Below are 16999 nucleotides of genomic sequence, written 5' to 3' on the forward strand. Positions count from 1 at the left end.
TAATTGCGTATACTCATGACATCACGTCCTTGAGGAAAATGTTATGGTTCAGCGAATTACCCTTGCCCCCCAGGGGCCAGAATTCTCCCGTTTTGTGATGGGCTACTGGCGCCTGATGGACTGGAATATGTCCCCCCTCCAGCTGGCAAGCTTTATTGAAGAGCATATCGATTTAGGGGTAACAACCGTCGATCATGCGGATATTTACGGTGGCTATCAGTGTGAAGCCGCCTTTGGCGAGGCGCTCAAGCTGGTTCCGGCACTCCGGGATCGCATGGAGATCGTCACGAAATGTGGTATTGCCACCACGGCCAAACCGGAGCATGCCCTCGGTCACTACATCACCGACAGCGCCCATATCATCAAGAGCGCCGAGCAGTCGCTGGTCAATCTGGCAACCGATCGTATCGACCTGCTGCTGATTCACCGTCCGGACCCGCTCATGGATGCCGACGAGGTGGCGGAAGCCTTCCTGAGCCTGCATCAGAGCGGGAAGGTGCGTCACTTCGGCGTCTCCAACTTTACCCCGGCCCAGTTTGCGCTGCTCCAGTCTCGTCTGCCGTTTACGCTCGCCACCAACCAGGTTGAGATCTCCCCGGTTCATCAGCCGCTGCTGCTGGACGGTACGCTCGACCAGCTGCAGCAGCTGCGCATTCGCCCGATGGCCTGGTCGTGCCTCGGCGGTGGACGCCTGTTCAATGATGATGCGTTCCAGCCGCTGCGCAATGAGCTGGAAACCATCGCCCGCGAGCTGAACGCGGAGAGCATAGAGCAGGTGGTTTATGCCTGGATCCTGCGTCTGCCGTCAAAACCGCTGCCGATCATTGGCTCCGGGAAGATTGAACGCGTCCGTTCCGCACTGGCCGCCGAAGAGCTGCAGATGACCCGCCAGCAGTGGTTCCGCATCCGCAAGGCCGCGCTGGGTTACGACGTGCCATAAACCGCAATAAGGTGACTTTCCGGTGAAATCTGTGCCCCTGGTATACACTTAAGGGGCAAAAAATAACCCGCGGAGGTCATATGAAGCGTTTTACTCTGGCATTGGTCACGCTGGTTGTTTGCGCAGGGGCGCAGGCAGCCAGCGACGAAGTAGAAATGAATCTCGTCACCTCACAGGGTGTGGGTCAGTCCATCGGTACGGTGAAAATCACTGAGACCGATAAAGGGCTGGAATTCGCACCCGATCTTAAAGCACTCCCGCCGGGTGAACACGGCTTCCACGTTCATGCCAAGGGGAGCTGTCAGCCAGCCATGAAAGAGGGTAAACCGTCGGCAGCGGAAGCAGCAGGGGGCCACCTCGATCCGCAGAATTCAGGTAAACATGAAGGGCCTGAAGGTATGGGACACCTGGGCGACTTGCCGGTGCTGGTGGTAAACAATGATGGTAAAGCCACGGATCCGGTCGTGGCTCCGCGGCTGAAAAAGCTGGATGAGGTCAAAGGCAAAGCGCTGATGATCCATGTGGGCGGCGATAACATGTCCGATCGGCCTAAACCGCTTGGCGGCGGCGGGGCGCGCTATGCCTGCGGCGTAATCTGATCCCCAATCGTTCCAGGCGACGGCGCCTGTTCCAGCTGCGACAGCGAGCAGTGCAGGCGCCAGATTATCGAGGCCAAATCGCGGGCTGCGGGAAGATGGTGCCGTGCAAGGGTGTCGCAGATCCGCTGCAGTTCAGCCAGCGTGGCCTCCAGAGGCCGCTGCTGAACGCCGCGCTCGCTCATCACATCGCGTAGCAGAGAGATGCAAACATCACGTACCTGCGAGAGCGGATCGGATCGCGTTTCCCACGCGCGAAGCTGCCAGACCACGTGCGAGCAGTTCAACAGCACCACGCCCCAGCGCAGCAGCCAGCGTCGGGAGAGCGCGTCCTGGCTGTTATTTAACTGGCTGACGTGGTGATAAACCAGCGACTCATACTCGCTTTCTTGCAGATCCGGCTTGCGGCTGAGCTGGTCGACAAACCCTCTACGCAATTCACGAATATGTCGACGGCTTTTACGTGCGTCAGAGCCGGGACGCAACACCGCGAAGGCCAGCCACGCCAGCCCCACGCCAAGGATTTTTGCCAGGTTGTCATTCAGAAAATCGGCGTAATCATACACCGGCGGATTCGTCACGGAGATAAACGAGCCCATAAAGACAATCAGCTGCCCCCACAGACCCGCCAGTTTCGGCATTTGCAGCTTAAGGAGCTGCATCGTAGTTAATAGCGGAAACAGGAACAGCAGAAACTGCCAGAGATCGATTATCTGCACCATCAGGCCAAACTTCACCACAAAACTGAACAGTGACAGCAAAACCAGCGTTCGCAGCAGCAGCGTAAGCGAGTTAAACGGTGAGGCCGCGACGGAGTAAAGCACGCAGCTGATAGCGGCAAGCGTTAAGGCCGCCGAACCGGACTCCCACTGCGTGGTGATGCTCCACGCCCCCACCAGCATCAGCGCGCAGAAGGTGCGAAAACCGCTCCACAGCGCTTCCAGATAATCGGTGTGACGTGCGAGAGCCGGGCTGCCGGGAACGTTAAACTCCGTGACCGGGGTGGCATTCTCTACCGCCTTAATCCAGCGGCTGCTGCGCAGATATAGCCGACAAAAGTAATTCAGCCGCTGCCAGAAGGCGCGATGGCGATAATCATACTCATCCACCGGGGCGAGCGGGGCGATGATCCTCGCGACGGTGTAGATGTCCGCATCCGGGCGCGCGAGCGCCGCGAGCAGGGTTTCGATTACGGCGCGGGTGTTTTCCGGCGGCGTCGGCCAGTTGAGCAGCATCCGGCGCAGGCTGGAGATAGCGCTGGTCATGCGCAGCTGCTGGTGCAGTAAATAGTTAAGCAGCGTGTTCTGACGGCGAAAACGGTAATGGCTCCAGAACGCCTGAATACGTAACAGATTCATGGTCAGGATCTGCCCGATAACCTTTTCATGCGCGAGTCTGATGTCGTCGCTGGTATCCGGTTGCCACAGCAGGCTCGCGTGTTCCAGCAGCCGGGTATGCATGGTTTTCAGCGCAGTGATAAGCGCTGTGCCGTCGGAAGTGCTGGGCTGGACCATCATCATAAATCCGCCGCAGAGGATCCCGACAATCACTTCGCAGACGCGCGCCTGCGCGATATCCCATAGCTCGGTGGTGTCGAGCACGTTGACGACCGGAAAGGCGATAATGGCGGCGGTATAGCCCGCCAGCTGGAAAGCATAGGCCACGTTATTGGTGAAATGGGCGCAGGCCCAGGTACAGCAACCCAGCCATGCCGCCATGCTCAGCAGGAACAGCCACGGATCGTTCAGCGTGTGGCCCGCGATTATTAACGCCGCGGTGGCACCCAGCAGGCTACCTGCGATACGGCCAAGGCTTTTGCTGATCACCCCGCCAACGGTAGGGAAGCTTACCACCGCCGCAGAGGTCATCGCCCAGTAGGGCTCATCCAGGTTCAGGTAATAGGCGACGGTCAGCGCCAGGCACATGGCAATGCCGTTACGCAGCGCGTAGCGCCACTGGGGGCGCGTCGCTTTCATCCACGGCGTGTTTTGCCAGGAGAGCGCCTGTAGCTTCATTAACGGGTTCCGATGGAGACAGTGCAGGTGGTGCCGGAAACCAGCGTGATGTCCTCGGGTAAACGGTCAAACTCCACGCGCACAGGCACGCGTTGAGCCAGGCGCACCCACGGTACGTTCGGCTTGATGTCCGGCACCAGCCCGGAATCCGTTTCAACGCTTTGATCGTAAATGGCGCGGCCAATGCTGGAAACGTGACCCTGTAACTTTTTCGAGCCGCTGTAAAGCGTTATGGCGGCGGGTGCGCCTTCACGTATATGACGAAGCTTGGTCTCTTCGAAATAGCCCACTACGTAGAAGGAGTGGCTATCGACGAGGGCAAAAACAGGCTGACCGGCGGTGGCATAATTCCCCACACGGGCGGAGAGGTTGGTCACCCATCCGTCGACGGGGGCGGTAATCACAGTTTGGGTTAGCTCCCACTGCGCCTGCTTCAGCGTCGCCTCAGCCACGTTGACGCTCGCCTGCATGGCCTTGACGTTGATATTGGCGGTATCTAAATCTTCCGCGGAGATGTAGTTTTTCGACAGGTGACGGCGGCGATTGGCCTCGTTATTGGCCTTCGCTAAGTCAGACTGGGCTTTTGCCAGCTGCGCCTGGGCGTTCAGAATCGCAATGTGGTACGGGGTGTCGTCGATGCGGAATAACACCTCTCCCTTTTTAACGAGCTGGTTATCCTTAACCAGCAGCGTTGTAATACTTCCCGACACCTGGGGGGTGATGCTGACCTGCTCAGCGCGAACTTTGCCGTCACGGGTCCATGGGGACTGCATATAATAATTCCACAACCACCAGCCAGCGACCACGGCAAGGACAAGGACGAACAGGGTGGAAAAGTACTTCAGCGTTTTCAGAGGCATATTCACCACACGATCAGAACAGCAAGGCCAAGGCATACGGAGAGGGCAAACAGGGAAAGATCCATCAGCATGGGATGCCAGATTTCGCCGGAGTACATCCAGTCGCGAAGCAGGCGATGCGCGATGAGCCACAGAATAAAGCCCACCAGCACGGCTTTAAACAGAGGAGGAAAGTAGACTGACGCACCGAAGATCAGATCCTGAAGGGGTAAACCCTCTGGGCGATGAAAAAAGATCACAGGCAGAAATCCTTTGCAGTGAACAGAATGCCGCGTTGGCTTGTCTTAGTATGAAGAAGCATCACAAATCAGTGTAAGTCATACTTTTGAATTAGATGAATGCAGTATTGCATTTGTTTTGCCATTACAAATGCTGCACACTATTCTAAAATCAGTATAATAACTTAGCAAGCTAATTATAAGGAGATGAAATTGGAATCGCCATTAGGTTCTGATCTGGCAAGGTTGGTACGCGTCTGGCGTGCTCTGATTGACCATCGCCTGAAACCTCTGGAACTGACGCAGACGCATTGGGTCACGTTGCACAACATTCATCAGCTGCCGCCCGACCAGTCACAAATTCAACTGGCTAAAGCGATAGGCATTGAGCAACCGTCGCTGGTGCGCACGCTTGACCAACTGGAAGAGAAGGGACTTATCTCCCGGCAAACCTGCGCCAGCGATCGTCGCGCCAAGCGGATTAAGCTGACGGAGAAAGCGGCTCCCATCATCACTGAAATGGAAGCTGTAATTACCAAAACCCGCGGTGAAATCCTTTCAGGGGTTTCCCCGGCGGAGCTTGAAATGCTCATCAGCCTCATTGCGCGGCTTGAGCAAAACATCCACGAGCTACAGTCTCGCGACTGACCGGACAACAAGGCCTTGCATCCGCAAGGCCTGATTTTTACTTGAAGACAACGACGCGGTTACGGCCTGTCTCTTTCGCTTCATACATCGCCTTATCGGCATTTTCTACGCACGCTTCTGCGGAGACCGATGATGAGGTTGCCGTAAACACGCCCATGCTGATGGTAACCGGCTCCGGTAACTGACCCTCACTGCTGGTTTTGTCAAAACTGCTCAGCTTCAAGCGAATGCGTTCTGCCACCTGGTAGGCGTCTTCGGCAGCGGTATTTGCCAGCATCAGAACAAACTCTTCGCCGCCGATTCGCGCCGCGATATCCTGGGGGCGCACGGAATCCATCAAAAGATTAGAGACAAACTGCAATACTTTGTCTCCCTGAAGGTGTCCATAGTTGTCGTTGATGCGTTTGAAGCGATCGAGATCGCTGACGATAACCGAAACAGGGCGGCTGGATGTGGCGATATCCAGCGCCTGGTTTAACGATTCGTAAAAATAGCTGCGGTTATAAAGGCGCGTGAGCGGATCGCGAATCGAATTTTGATACGATTGCTGATACTTTAAATGGGAATCACGGTATAACCTGAAGACATCGTAGAGCAGAACGAAAATAATCATCAGCGTCGCGACGGTTTCAAATAGCCGGGCACGATACCACGATATATCTTCGGCGTGCCCGCCCACCAACAGCATAGAGAGCGTGACGACGTAGCAGATACACAGAAAATTACCTCCCACCCAGAAAAGATTGCGCACCCGCGTAATAAACATCAGCGTAGCTAATGTCACCACCCAGAGAACAATTAATGAAATATTAATACTGTGGCTCCAGAGAACCATAAACTGCCGCGTTTCATTATCGACCAGATCGAGGGATAAAAACGGGGAATGGCTGGAATACATCCACGCCAGCATCACGCCACAGGCGGTAAAGAGAAATGCACCACTGACGATCGAGATATGCGCTAAGCGTGAAAAAGGCTGATTGCGGGAGGGATAGAGTAATGCCGAAGCGATCATCAGGACGGCCATTATGAGATGGCGGAACATATAGTAGATCATCGCATCGTTGTAGTTCGCGTCGTTAAACTGATAGAGGTTCAGCCATGCCGGAAAGCTGGTCAACGTTCCAACCATCAGTAATGCTGAACCGGAAAAGGCAAAGGAGATGACAATCAAATAAAGCCGTCTCTTATCACACCAGTATTTCATTGCCATAAAGCAGGCAATGAACAGGTGAAACACGAGTAAAAAAATGGTGAGCGTAGGGAACAAAAGGGGTGAGAAGGAGGGAACCCATTCCACCAGTTTCGCAAATAAAGCTTGTAGTATTCCGATGACGACAGCGCAACCGAAACAGAACGAGATATAACGACCTTTGACAGAACGACTATTCGCAAGCATATAAAGTTTTACAAAATTAAAATGAAATAGGGTGAGGTAGTTGCGAAGAGTCTAATCAATTAAAGCAATAAATACTTTGCGCGGGAACAATATACGGCAGGATTAATAATAGATGGAATAAATATATATTGTAAATATATTCACGAGAATTATATATTTTGTAAGTGGATGTGGCCGGATGACCACATCCATCTTTAATTAACGCGGGGAAACGGTAACCTGGCTGCCGTTACTTGCCAGCACAACGCGCTGACCGGCGGAGAAGCGGGTGTTGCCCTGTTTCTGAACCACCATAATGGTGCTGCCGTCGTCCTTACGAATTTCCAGCTCTACGCCCTGGGTTTTGTTCATCGCGCCCTGAACGCCCTGGCCCGCGACGCCACCCGCTACAGCGCCCGCTGCGGTCGCCAGAGAACGGCCCGTGCCACCGCCAACGGTATTACCCAGGAAACCACCCAGTACAGCACCGCCGATTGCGCCCATCACGTTGTTTTCATCACCACCCTGAATTTGTACAGGACGGGCGTTAACAACGGTACCGTAAGTCACGCTCTGAACCTGTTTTGCTTCAGAAGCGCTGTAAACGTCGCCAGACAGCGAGCTGTCGTTCACACAGCCAGCCAGGGTTAAACCAATCAGCGAAACGCCCAGTACACGTACAATCATTTGAATCTCCTGTTCACCAAAAACGCCTATCTGGAGGCATCCGTTATGGCTAAATTATATGGCATAAAGGGCCATAGTTCATATCTTTGCACTAACAATAAGAAAATTGTACTTGAATTTGACTTAACGAGACATAAACAGGATCCGCCCGGCGACATTGTTAAAAAATATTATCGTCGGATGGCAAAGGAGCGCTGTTTATGGTTGAGTGGATATCCTTAGCCCACGCAACGTAAGGAAAGCGCATGAAATCGGGTCGCTACATTGGTGTGATGTCGGGCACCAGTCTGGATGGGGTAGATGTCGTTCTGGCCGCCATTGACGAACATATGGTGGCACAGCAGGCGAGCCTGACCTGGCCAATCCCCCTTTCGCTGAAAGAGGACATTCTGAGCATTTGTCAGGGGCAGCAGTTGACCCTCTCCCAGCTTGGTCAACTTGATGTTCGGCTGGGGGCGCTGTTTGCGGATGCGGTGCAGGCGTTAATGCAAAAAGAACATCTTCGTCCCCAGGATGTGGTCGCCATCGGGTGTCACGGACAAACCGTCTGGCATGAGCCGACGGGCGATGCGCCGCATACGTTGCAAATCGGCGATAACAACCAGATTGTGGCGAAGACCGGCGTAACGGTCGTCGGGGATTTTCGTCGCCGCGATATTGCGCTTGGCGGCCAGGGCGCGCCGCTGGTGCCTGCTTTCCATCAGGCGTTGCTGGCGCACCCTTCAGAACGCCGCATGGTGCTCAACATTGGCGGGATTGCTAACCTCTCGATGCTTATTCCGGGGCAGCCCGTTCGCGGCTACGACACCGGTCCGGGAAATATGTTAATGGATGCCTGGATCTGGCGGCAGTGCGGTCAACCGTATGATAAAAACGCCGATTGGGCGAGCGAGGGTAAAGTGGTTCTCCCGCTGCTGCAGTCCATGCTCAGCGACCCTTATTTTGCCTTACCGGCGCCGAAAAGCACGGGGCGTGAATACTTCAACTTTGGCTGGCTTGAGCGCCAGCTGGCGCTGTTCCCGGCTCTCGCCCCGCAGGACGTCCAGGCGACGCTTGCAGAATTAACGGCCGTGTCGATCTCTGAGCAAGTGCTGCTCAGCGGCGGCTGCGAACGCCTGCTGGTGTGCGGCGGGGGAAGCCGAAACCCGCTGGTGATGGCGCGTCTTGCCGGGCTGCTGCCGGGCACCGAGGTGACCACGACGGACGAGGCCGGCATCAGCGGTGATGATATGGAAGCGCTGGCTTTCGCCTGGCTTGCCTGGCGCACCATCGCCGGGCTGCCGGGCAATTTGCCGTCGGTAACCGGCGCGCGCGAGGCCAGTGTCCTCGGGGCGATTTTCCCGGCTAATCCTCGTCATAATCAGAGTTAACTGAAATTCAGCGCGGCGTCTCGTCGTTAGAATGGAATAAAACAGGAGGGCAGCCATGCCCTCCAGGACCAGGAAAGTCTTCGGAATACGCCCATGAAAAAACTTCTTCTTATTGCCGCGCCTTTATTGCTGTCAGGATGCAGCGTCTATAACCAGTTCCTTGAGCGCATGCAGACCGATACCCTGGAGTATCGCTGCGATGAAAAACCGCTGACCGTGAAGCTGAATAACCCGCGTCAGGAAGCCAGCTTCGTCTACGACAATAAGCTGCTGACCCTTAAGCAGGGTATCTCTGCCTCCGGAGCGCGTTATTCGGACGGCATCTATGTCTTCTGGTCGAAAGGCGACAGCGCCACGGTCTACAAACGCGACCGCATTGTGCTGAACAACTGCCAGCTTGAAAATCCGAAGCGTTGAGATTTTTACAGGGGCGGCGCACAATAGCGCCACCCAATCTCAAGATCAGCTAACGCCATGTCAGATAACGATGAACTGCAGCAAATTGCGCATCTGCGCCGTGAATACACCAAAGGCGGCCTGCGTCGCCAGGATCTTCCCGCTGAACCCCTCGCGCTCTTTGAACGCTGGCTGAAACAGGCCTGCGACGCGAAGCTGGCCGACCCAACGGCCATGGTCGTCGCGACGGTAGATGAAAACGGTCAACCGTATCAGCGCATCGTCTTGCTCAAGCATTACGACGAGAAAGGGCTGGTGTTCTATACCAATCTGGGCAGCCGCAAGGCGCACCACTTAGAAAATAATCCGCGCATCAGCCTGCTGTTTCCGTGGCACATGCTTGAACGTCAGGTGATGGTCACCGGCAAAGCGGAACGTCTCTCGACCCTTGAGGTGGTGAAGTATTTCCACAGCCGCCCGCGCGACAGCCAGATTGGCGCCTGGGTGTCAAAACAGTCCAGCCGGATCTCTGCCCGCGGCGTGCTGGAAAGTAAATTCCTGGAGCTGAAACAGAAGTTCCAGCAGGGTGAAATCCCGCTACCGAGCTTCTGGGGCGGCTTCCGCATTCCGATTGAGCAGATGGAATTCTGGCAGGGCGGTGAGCATCGCCTGCACGACCGCTTTTTATACCAGCGCGAGAATGGCGGCTGGAAAATCGACAGACTGGCCCCGTAATCCCCGAAATTTGTTGATTTAAGCGCTAGCGCACACCGCGCTTGCGCTTTATTCTATTGTCCTTTCGCATCAGGCGAAAAGTCGTGTACCGGCAAAGGTGCAGTCGTTTATACATGGAGAATTTGATGGCAAGCAGTAACTTGATTAAACAATTGCAAGAGCGGGGCCTCGTGGCCCAGGTGACGGACGAGGAAGCGTTAGCAGAGCGACTGGCGCAAGGCCCGATCGCGCTCTATTGCGGCTTCGATCCCACCGCTGACAGCTTGCATTTGGGGCATCTTGTTCCATTGTTATGCCTGAAACGCTTCCAGATGGCGGGCCATAAGCCTGTTGCCCTGGTGGGCGGCGCGACCGGTCTGATTGGTGACCCGAGCTTTAAAGCCGCGGAGCGTAAGCTGAATACCGAAGATACCGTGCAGGAGTGGGTCGATAAGATCCGCAAACAGGTTGCACCGTTCCTCGACTTCAACTGTGGTGATAACTCTGCCATTGCTGCTAACAACTACGACTGGTTTGGCAGCATGAACGTGCTGACCTTCCTGCGTGACATCGGCAAGCACTTCTCTGTTAACCAGATGATTAACAAAGAAGCGGTCAAGCAGCGTCTGAACCGTGACGACCAGGGTATCTCCTTTACCGAGTTCTCCTACAACCTGCTGCAGGGCTATGATTTTGCCTGCCTGAACAAGCTGCACGGCGTCTCTCTGCAGATCGGCGGCTCTGACCAGTGGGGGAACATCACCTCCGGTATCGACCTGACCCGTCGCCTGCATCAGAACCAGGTCTTCGGCCTGACCGTTCCACTAATCACCAAAGCAGACGGCACCAAATTCGGTAAAACCGAAGGCGGCGCGGTGTGGCTCGATCCGAAGAAAACCAGCCCGTACAAATTCTATCAGTTCTGGATCAACACGGCGGACGCCGATGTTTACCGCTTCCTGAAGTTCTTCACCTTCATGGACATTGCAGAGATCAATGCGCTGGAAGAGGAAGATAAGAACAGCGGTAAAGCACCGCGTGCCCAGTACGTGCTGGCGGACGAAGTGACCAAACTGGTTCATGGTGAAGAAGGCCTGGCCGCGGCAAAACGCATCACCGCAAGCCTGTTCAACGGTACGCTGAGCGATCTGAGCGAAGCGGACTTCGAACAGCTGGCGCAGGACGGCGTGCCGATGGTTGAGATGGAAAAAGGGGCTGACCTGATGCAGGCGCTGGTGGACTCTGAGCTGCAGCCGTCTCGCGGGCAGGCGCGTAAAACCATCGCCTCCAACGCGATCACCATCAACGGTGAAAAGCAGGCTGACCCGGAATACACCTTCGTTGACGGCGATCGTCTGTATGGCCGCTACACGCTGCTGCGCCGCGGTAAGAAAAACTACTGTCTGGTCTGCTGGAAATAAGTAATAGTCTCCAGGGGCGTGGGAAACCACGCCCTTTTTGTTTGTTCAGGGTTTGGTAAGAAAAAGATGAAGAACATCCTCGCCATTCAGTCCCACGTTGTTTTTGGACATGCTGGCAATAGCGCAGCGGAATTCCCGATGCGCCGCCTCGGTGCCAACGTCTGGCCGCTCAATACCGTGCAGTTCTCTAACCACACGCAGTATGGTAAATGGACAGGCTGCGTGATGCCGCCTTCGCACCTCACGGACGTTGTGCAGGGTATTGCGGATATCGACCAGCTCAAGCGCTGCGACGCCGTTCTGAGCGGCTACCTCGGCTCAGCGGAGCAGGGGGAACATATCCTCGGCATCGTGCGTCAGGTGAAAGCGGCAAACCCGGCGGCAAAATACTTCTGCGACCCGGTTATGGGTCACCCGGAGAAAGGCTGCATCGTGGCGCCTGGCGTAGCGGAATTTCACGTTCGCCATGCGCTGCCCGCCAGCGATATCATTGCGCCCAACCTGATTGAGCTTGAGATCCTCTGCGAGCATCCGGTTAACAGCGTAGAAGAGGCTGTAAGCGCGTCTCGCGAGCTGATAGCCCAGGGGCCGGAGATTGTGCTGGTAAAACATCTCGCCCGCGCAGGGCTGACCCAGGAGCGTTTTGAGATGCTGCTGGTGACGAAAGATGACGCATGGCATATCAGCCGGCCGCTGGTGGATTTCGGCGCGCGTCAGCCGGTGGGCGTGGGTGATGTGACCAGCGGGCTGCTGCTGGTGAAGCTGCTGCAGGGTGCGACGGTGAGAGACGCGCTGGAGCACGTTACGGCAGCGGTGTACGAAATTATGATTGCGACGAAAGAGATGCAGGAATATGAACTGCAGGTGGTCGCGGCCCAGGATCGCATCGCGAAGCCGGAGCATTATTTCAGCGCCACACGATTATAATCGTCCAGAGTTCGCAGGCCGGGTAAGCGTCAGCGCCACCCGGCAACACAGACGGCTCGCTTAATTCAACCCTTCCGCTTTTAGCGCCGCAGCCACCGCTGGACGCTCCGCCACGCGCGCCATATACGATGCGATGTGGTCCAACCCTTCCAGGTTCAGCTTAACCGCACGTGCCCAGCGCAGTACGGTAAACAGGTACGCGTCGGCAATGGTGAAGCGTGAACCGCAAATCCACTGATCGTCCTTCAGCGATTCATTCACGAACTGCAGCTTTTTCTCCAGCAGGGCTCGCACGGTCGGCTTGTACTCTTCCGGCGTATCCGGGCGGAACAGGGGGGTAAAACCTTTGTGCAGCTCGGTGGCGATATAGTTCAGCCACTCCAGCGTTTTATAACGTGCGACGCTGCCGGTAGGGGCAAGGAGCTGGCGATCCGGTACGTTGTCCGCCAGGAATTGCATAATCGCCACGCCTTCGGTCAGCAGAGTGCCGTCATCCAGCAGCAGGGCCGGAACCTGCCCTTTAGGGTTAATCGCAAAAAAGTCATCCCCGTTTTCCAGGCGCTTTTTCATCAGGTCAACGCCATCCAGCGTGAAATCCTTTCCGCTCTCGCGCAGGGTGATATGGGAAGCAAGAGAGCACGCGCCCGGTTTGTAGAACAGTTTCATCGGTAACTCCTTTTTGCTGAGGTTTCAGCTATGTTAGTGCGCGAAGGAACAAAAAAAAAGCCGCTAATCTCTTAGCGGCTTCTGTTCAGTCGTTTCTCTCAGATATCACGCGGTAGCGGTTTTATTCGCTTCCGTGGTCTTGTCGTCGTCCTGAGTCATTCGATTCAGTTTCGGCGCGGTCAGCAGCATCAGCGCCGCGATAACCGCCGTAGCGATACCAATCTGCATGAACACGGTACCGTAGACGTTCAGGGAGACCAGCGGGTCGGTCACGTTTTCCGGCACCGCCATCAGGTTCGCAATCTTACCGGCGATGATCGCCGCACCGGCAGTGGTCAGGAACCAGCTACCCATAATGAAGCCCATCAGACGCTGCGGAACCAGCTGCGCAACCATCGCCAGACCCAGACCGGAGATCATCAGTTCACCGATAGACTGCAGCGCGTAGCTCAGGATCAGCCAGTTAACGGACACGATACCCGCGTCAGTGGCAAATTTGGTACCCAGCGGCAGCACCAGGAACGCGCCGGAGCACAGCACCATACCGATTGCGAACTTGTGCGGCATTGGCAGACGGTCGCCCATCTTGTTATAGATAGCGGCCAGGATTGGGCTACCAATCATGATCCAGAACGGGTTCAGCGCCTGATACTGCTCCGGCTCGAACGCGATGCCCAGGATGGAGTGCTCAACGTTACGAATAGCGAAGAAGTTCAGAGAGGTCGGCATCTGGCTGTACAGCACGAAGAAGATAATCGCTTCCAGCATCAGAATGAACGCCACAATCATCTTACGACGGGCTGCACCCTGCATGGCGAACGCTTCTTTCGCGAAGATGACCACGATACCCAGCGCAACCACGCCCAGAACGGCACGAGCGATACCCTGGTTGTGCAGCAGCCAGGTGGCGATCGCCGCCAGGACGACAACGCCCACGATGGTGGCCAGCAGCTTGCCCATGTGGACAGGCTCGAAGTCAGGTTTTGAACCGTAGTCTTTCACCCAGCTGCGGCAGAACAGGAAGTTTACCACGGTGATCAGCATACCCACGAAGCTCAGCGCAAACGCCACGCTCCAGCCGAATTTCGCCGCCAGCCATGGGGTTGCCAGCATGGAGAAGAAGGAACCAATGTTGATGGACATGTAGTACATGGTAAATGCACCGTCCAGACGTGGGTCATCTTTGCTGTAGCAGGTTGAGAGCAGGGAAGACGGGTTTGCTTTGAACAGACCGTTACCCACGGCGATGGTTGCCATGCCCATATAGACCACAGCCGCATCATGTCCTGACCATGCAACCAGACCATAGCCAATAGCCAGAACAATGGCACCCAGCATAATGACGCGCTTAGTACCCAGAACTTTATCGCCCAGCCAGCCGCCGATAGCAACCAGACCGTAGACGAGGGCACTGAAGGAGGAGAACAGCGTGATGGAATCGGCTTCGGACATACCCAGCTGTTTAACCAGGTAAACCGCCATGATCCCTTGCAGGCCGTAGTAACCAAAACGCTCCCATAACTCGATAGAGAAGATGAGATAAAACGCTTTCGGTTGTTTAAAAGCGTTCAGACTCACGCTTTCTTCTGTTGGTTTATTGTTTGCAGTCGACACATATACCTCTTTTTTTACATCCCATATTAACGGGGGTGTTCATAGCGTGATGGCCGTAGCCCATCCGCCTTATAGTTATATTGGGAGGAGAAACGGCGGGTAATGTTCACTATCCTGCCCCGTCTGGCAATACGTTTGTAATAATCTGTTACATATATCTGGGGCGGTATAATCGTCGGTTTCTGCAAATGTTATTCAGCGTTAAATTTTATACGATAACTAAAGGTAGTTTTTTCGACTGGGATCTACCCTGCGGGACAGGCTTTTGGCGATATGTTCTGCTATTTGCCGTCTGTTGCAGTGAGATAGCCCATAATCTGAAAAATAGCTGGTCTTATCTTCCGGGTAAACTCGGTTATATCTTGCCCGGCAAAGGGTTTGCGGTGACTTTGACAACAAAAAAACAACATGACGTTATCAGAGTGATCGGGATCACAGATATATAGAAATTTTTGGCTATGAAAAAAGTATTAACCTGTTTGAGCGTTATAGAGCCGAAGAAGTGACGCGTCAGAGGATGCAAAAGGCGGATGAATTATGGTCAGGAGAAGGGTTTCTGGAAGGCCTTCTCCTGGTGTGGGATTATGAACGTGGATAAAAGTCAGGAATAAACTTTTTCTTTATATTCGCAGAGATCTTCAATAATGCAGGAGCCACAGCGCGGCTTTCGGGCTATGCAGGTATAACGACCGTGCAGAATAAGCCAGTGATGGCAGTCAACCTTGAATTCGGCAGGGACCACTTTTAACAGCTTCTCTTCAACCTGCTCGACATTTTTCCCTGGGGCAAAGTTGGTCCGGTTTGAGACGCGGAATATATGCGTATCCACGGCGATGGTCGGCCAGCCAAACGCGGTATTGAGCACAACGTTCGCGGTTTTACGCCCCACGCCCGGCAAGGCTTCCAGCGCGGCGCGATCTTCCGGCACTTCGCCTCCGTGCTGTTCCAGCAGGATCCGGCAGGTCTTAATCACGTTCTCCGCCTTGCTGTTAAACAGGCCGATGGTTTTGATATAAGACTTAACGCCCTCCACGCCCAGCTCCAGCATCGCCTTTGGCGTATTGGCGACCGGATAGAGCAGGGCGGTGGCTTTGTTGACGCTCACATCGGTCGCCTGCGCAGAGAGCAGCACCGCGATCAGCAGCTCAAACGGAGAGGTAAAATTCAGCTCCGTCGTCGGGTGCGGGTTCTCGTCCCGCAGACGGGTCAGGATCGCAATGCGCTTTTCTTTATTCATGATGCCTTCTCGGGTGTCCCTTCCAGAACGCTGCGCTCTGCCGCGCGGCGCTTACGTTTTTCATCAATCAGGTATTTTACCGCCAGCATCATGCCAAGGCCAATAAACGCGCCAGGCGGCAGCATCGCCAGCAGGAATGGCGTGTCGGTGTGGAACACTTCGATGCGCAGCACTTTGGCCCAGCCGCCCAGCAGCGCATCTGCGCCGTCGAAGAGCGTCCCGTTACCCAGAATTTCACGCACGGAGCCGAGGACAAACATAGCGGCAGTCGCGCCCATCCCGATGGAAAACCCATCCAGAGCGGAAATGGCCGGGTTGTTTTTTACCGCGAAAGCCTCAGCGCGGCCAACCACGATACAGTTGGTCACGATAAGCGGAATAAAAATCCCGAGCGACTGGTACAGGCCAAACGCGTAAGCGTTGATAAGCATCTGCACGACGCTTACCACTGACGCAATGATCATCACGTAAATCGGAATACGGATTTCCGACGGCGTCCAGCGGCGCAAAACGGAGATAGAGAAGTTGGTCAGGGTCAGCACCAGCGTGGTCGCCAGGCCCAGCCCGAGCGCGTTGGTAGCGGTAGATGTCACCGCCAGCAGCGGACACAGCCCAAGCAGCTGTACCAGCGCGGAGTTATTCTTCCACAGCCCCTGGACAATAACCTCTTTAACCTGGCTCATGATTACTCCTCACAGGCCGGAAGATTGTTGATTTGCGCGGGCAGCGTTTCGGCATACAGCCCGGCGCGTTTTACGGCGTTTACCACCGCCCGCGGCGTGATGGTTGCGCCCGTGAACTGGTCAAACTCGCCGCCGTCTTTCTTCACCGCAAATGCCGTGTCGTCTTCGCCGTGGATGACTTTACCGGCAAAGTGCAAAATCCAGTCGCTCAGACGGGTTTCGATTTTATCGCCCAGGCCCGGCGTTTCATGATGCTGCGTGACGCGGGTCCCGAGAACGGTACCGGAAAAATCGCTGCCCACGAGCAGCTGTATGGCGCCAGAGTAACCGTCAGGCGCCGTGGCTTCCATTACCGCGCCTACCGGCTTATCCCCTTTACGGGCGATAAAAACGCGATGCGCGCCTTTTCCAAGCTGCGGGGCGTCTACCACAAAGCAGCTTTTTTGCAGGTCATTATCGTAGAAATCGGACGGGATCACCTGGTCGAACAGCGCCTTTTGCTGCTTTGAAGCCTGTTCCTCAATGGTCGTTTTGGTCAAGGCATTGACCAGTGCCGTCAGCCCCGTCAGAACCGCGGCGAAGACAGCCAGCGTGACGCCGTGTTTTTGCATCGTTTTTAACATGGCGAA

The 16999-nt window shown here is 55.2% G+C and carries 18 protein-coding genes; 8 read left to right on the forward strand and 10 right to left on the reverse strand.

The genetic code is table 11. The features are described 5' to 3' along the window. Nucleotides 1–43 precede the first annotated feature (43 nt). Both USG84_RS04085 and sodC read left to right on the forward strand, forming a co-directional pair. Nucleotides 44–940: an aldo/keto reductase gene (locus USG84_RS04085; RefSeq protein WP_253541709.1), complete on the forward strand. Its 897-nt coding sequence runs from the start codon at nt 44–46 to the stop codon at nt 938–940. A gap of 80 nt (nt 941–1020) precedes the next feature. Continuing rightward, complete coding sequence (gene sodC / locus USG84_RS04090; RefSeq protein ID WP_061098426.1) at nt 1021–1539, forward strand: superoxide dismutase [Cu-Zn] SodC; 519 nt, start codon at nt 1021–1023, stop codon at nt 1537–1539. On the opposite strand, the gene USG84_RS04095 is transcribed toward sodC, so the two are convergent. From USG84_RS04095 to USG84_RS04105, 3 genes are read right to left on the reverse strand one after another with little or no spacing between them, the layout of a single operon-like run. Next, nucleotides 1518–3551, reverse strand: coding sequence for an FUSC family protein (locus USG84_RS04095; protein WP_253541712.1), 2034 nt, complete (start codon nt 3549–3551; stop codon nt 1518–1520). The two genes, sodC and USG84_RS04095, sit on opposite strands and share 22 nt — an antisense overlap. Beyond that, nucleotides 3551–4411 carry an efflux RND transporter periplasmic adaptor subunit gene (locus USG84_RS04100; RefSeq protein ID WP_253541715.1) on the reverse strand — a complete coding sequence of 287 codons (861 nt, stop codon included), beginning with the start codon at nt 4409–4411 and terminating at the stop codon, nt 3551–3553. The genes USG84_RS04095 and USG84_RS04100 overlap by 1 nt, the downstream gene beginning before the upstream one ends. A gap of 2 nt (nt 4412–4413) precedes the next feature. After that, a complete protein-coding gene (locus USG84_RS04105; protein ID WP_061098423.1) occupies nt 4414–4650 on the reverse strand; it encodes a DUF1656 domain-containing protein in 237 nt (78 codons plus the stop codon). Nucleotides 4651–4836: 186 nt separating this feature from the next. Here USG84_RS04105 and slyA point away from each other — a divergent pair, with 186 nt between their 5' ends. Continuing rightward, on the forward strand, nt 4837–5277 hold the full coding sequence (gene slyA / locus USG84_RS04110) for a transcriptional regulator SlyA (RefSeq protein ID WP_021241135.1): 441 nt from the start codon (nt 4837–4839) through the stop codon (nt 5275–5277). A 37-nt stretch (nt 5278–5314) separates the two neighbouring features. On the opposite strand, the gene USG84_RS04115 is transcribed toward slyA, so the two are convergent. Together USG84_RS04115 and slyB are read right to left on the reverse strand one after the other, a co-directional pair. Then, nucleotides 5315–6676, reverse strand: coding sequence for an MASE4 domain-containing protein (locus USG84_RS04115; protein ID WP_151413260.1), 1362 nt, complete (start codon nt 6674–6676; stop codon nt 5315–5317). Between the two features lie 198 nt (nt 6677–6874). After that, nucleotides 6875–7342 (reverse strand): outer membrane lipoprotein SlyB, encoded by a 468-nt coding sequence (gene slyB / locus USG84_RS04120; protein WP_028012906.1) that lies wholly within the window; start codon nt 7340–7342, stop codon nt 6875–6877. 245 nt (nt 7343–7587) lie between these two features. On the opposite strand from slyB, the gene anmK reads away from it, so the two are divergent. The 5 genes from anmK (at nt 7588) to pdxY (ending at nt 12170) form a co-directional block, all read left to right on the forward strand. Continuing rightward, nucleotides 7588–8712: an anhydro-N-acetylmuramic acid kinase gene (anmK, locus tag USG84_RS04125; protein WP_151413261.1), complete on the forward strand. Its 1125-nt coding sequence runs from the start codon at nt 7588–7590 to the stop codon at nt 8710–8712. A 93-nt stretch (nt 8713–8805) separates the two neighbouring features. Continuing rightward, nucleotides 8806–9129 carry a C-type lysozyme inhibitor gene (mliC, locus tag USG84_RS04130; RefSeq protein ID WP_028012908.1) on the forward strand — a complete coding sequence of 108 codons (324 nt, stop codon included), beginning with the start codon at nt 8806–8808 and terminating at the stop codon, nt 9127–9129. Between the two features lie 57 nt (nt 9130–9186). Continuing rightward, nucleotides 9187–9843, forward strand: a complete 657-nt coding sequence (gene pdxH, locus USG84_RS04135; protein WP_061098420.1) for a pyridoxamine 5'-phosphate oxidase — start codon at nt 9187–9189, stop codon at nt 9841–9843. A 125-nt stretch (nt 9844–9968) separates the two neighbouring features. Then, nucleotides 9969–11243: a tyrosine--tRNA ligase gene (tyrS, locus tag USG84_RS04140; protein WP_023311370.1), complete on the forward strand. Its 1275-nt coding sequence runs from the start codon at nt 9969–9971 to the stop codon at nt 11241–11243. Nucleotides 11244–11309: 66 nt separating this feature from the next. Next, nucleotides 11310–12170 (forward strand): pyridoxal kinase PdxY, encoded by an 861-nt coding sequence (gene pdxY, locus USG84_RS04145; protein WP_151413263.1) that lies wholly within the window; start codon nt 11310–11312, stop codon nt 12168–12170. A gap of 60 nt (nt 12171–12230) precedes the next feature. On the opposite strand, the gene gstA is transcribed toward pdxY, so the two are convergent. The 5 genes from gstA to rsxG all read right to left on the reverse strand — a co-directional run bounded on the left by gstA (nt 12231) and on the right by rsxG (nt 16993). After that, complete coding sequence (gene gstA, locus USG84_RS04150; protein ID WP_151413264.1) at nt 12231–12836, reverse strand: glutathione transferase GstA; 606 nt, start codon at nt 12834–12836, stop codon at nt 12231–12233. Nucleotides 12837–12941: 105 nt separating this feature from the next. Further along, complete coding sequence (gene dtpA, locus USG84_RS04155) at nt 12942–14450, reverse strand: dipeptide/tripeptide permease DtpA (RefSeq protein ID WP_151413265.1); 1509 nt, start codon at nt 14448–14450, stop codon at nt 12942–12944. 601 nt (nt 14451–15051) lie between these two features. Then, nucleotides 15052–15687 carry an endonuclease III gene (gene nth / locus USG84_RS04160; RefSeq protein ID WP_042719087.1) on the reverse strand — a complete coding sequence of 212 codons (636 nt, stop codon included), beginning with the start codon at nt 15685–15687 and terminating at the stop codon, nt 15052–15054. Continuing rightward, nucleotides 15684–16370 carry an electron transport complex subunit E gene (locus USG84_RS04165; RefSeq protein ID WP_061098415.1) on the reverse strand — a complete coding sequence of 229 codons (687 nt, stop codon included), beginning with the start codon at nt 16368–16370 and terminating at the stop codon, nt 15684–15686. The genes nth and USG84_RS04165 overlap by 4 nt, the downstream gene beginning before the upstream one ends. A 2-nt stretch (nt 16371–16372) precedes the next feature. Beyond that, a complete protein-coding gene (gene rsxG, locus USG84_RS04170; protein WP_253541720.1) occupies nt 16373–16993 on the reverse strand; it encodes an electron transport complex subunit RsxG in 621 nt (206 codons plus the stop codon). Between the last annotated feature and the right edge of the window lie 6 nt (nt 16994–16999).

The sequence above is a fragment of the Enterobacter sp. 168J2 genome (assembly GCF_034107265.1).
Classification (GTDB): Bacteria; Pseudomonadota; Gammaproteobacteria; order Enterobacterales; family Enterobacteriaceae; genus Enterobacter; species Enterobacter nematophilus.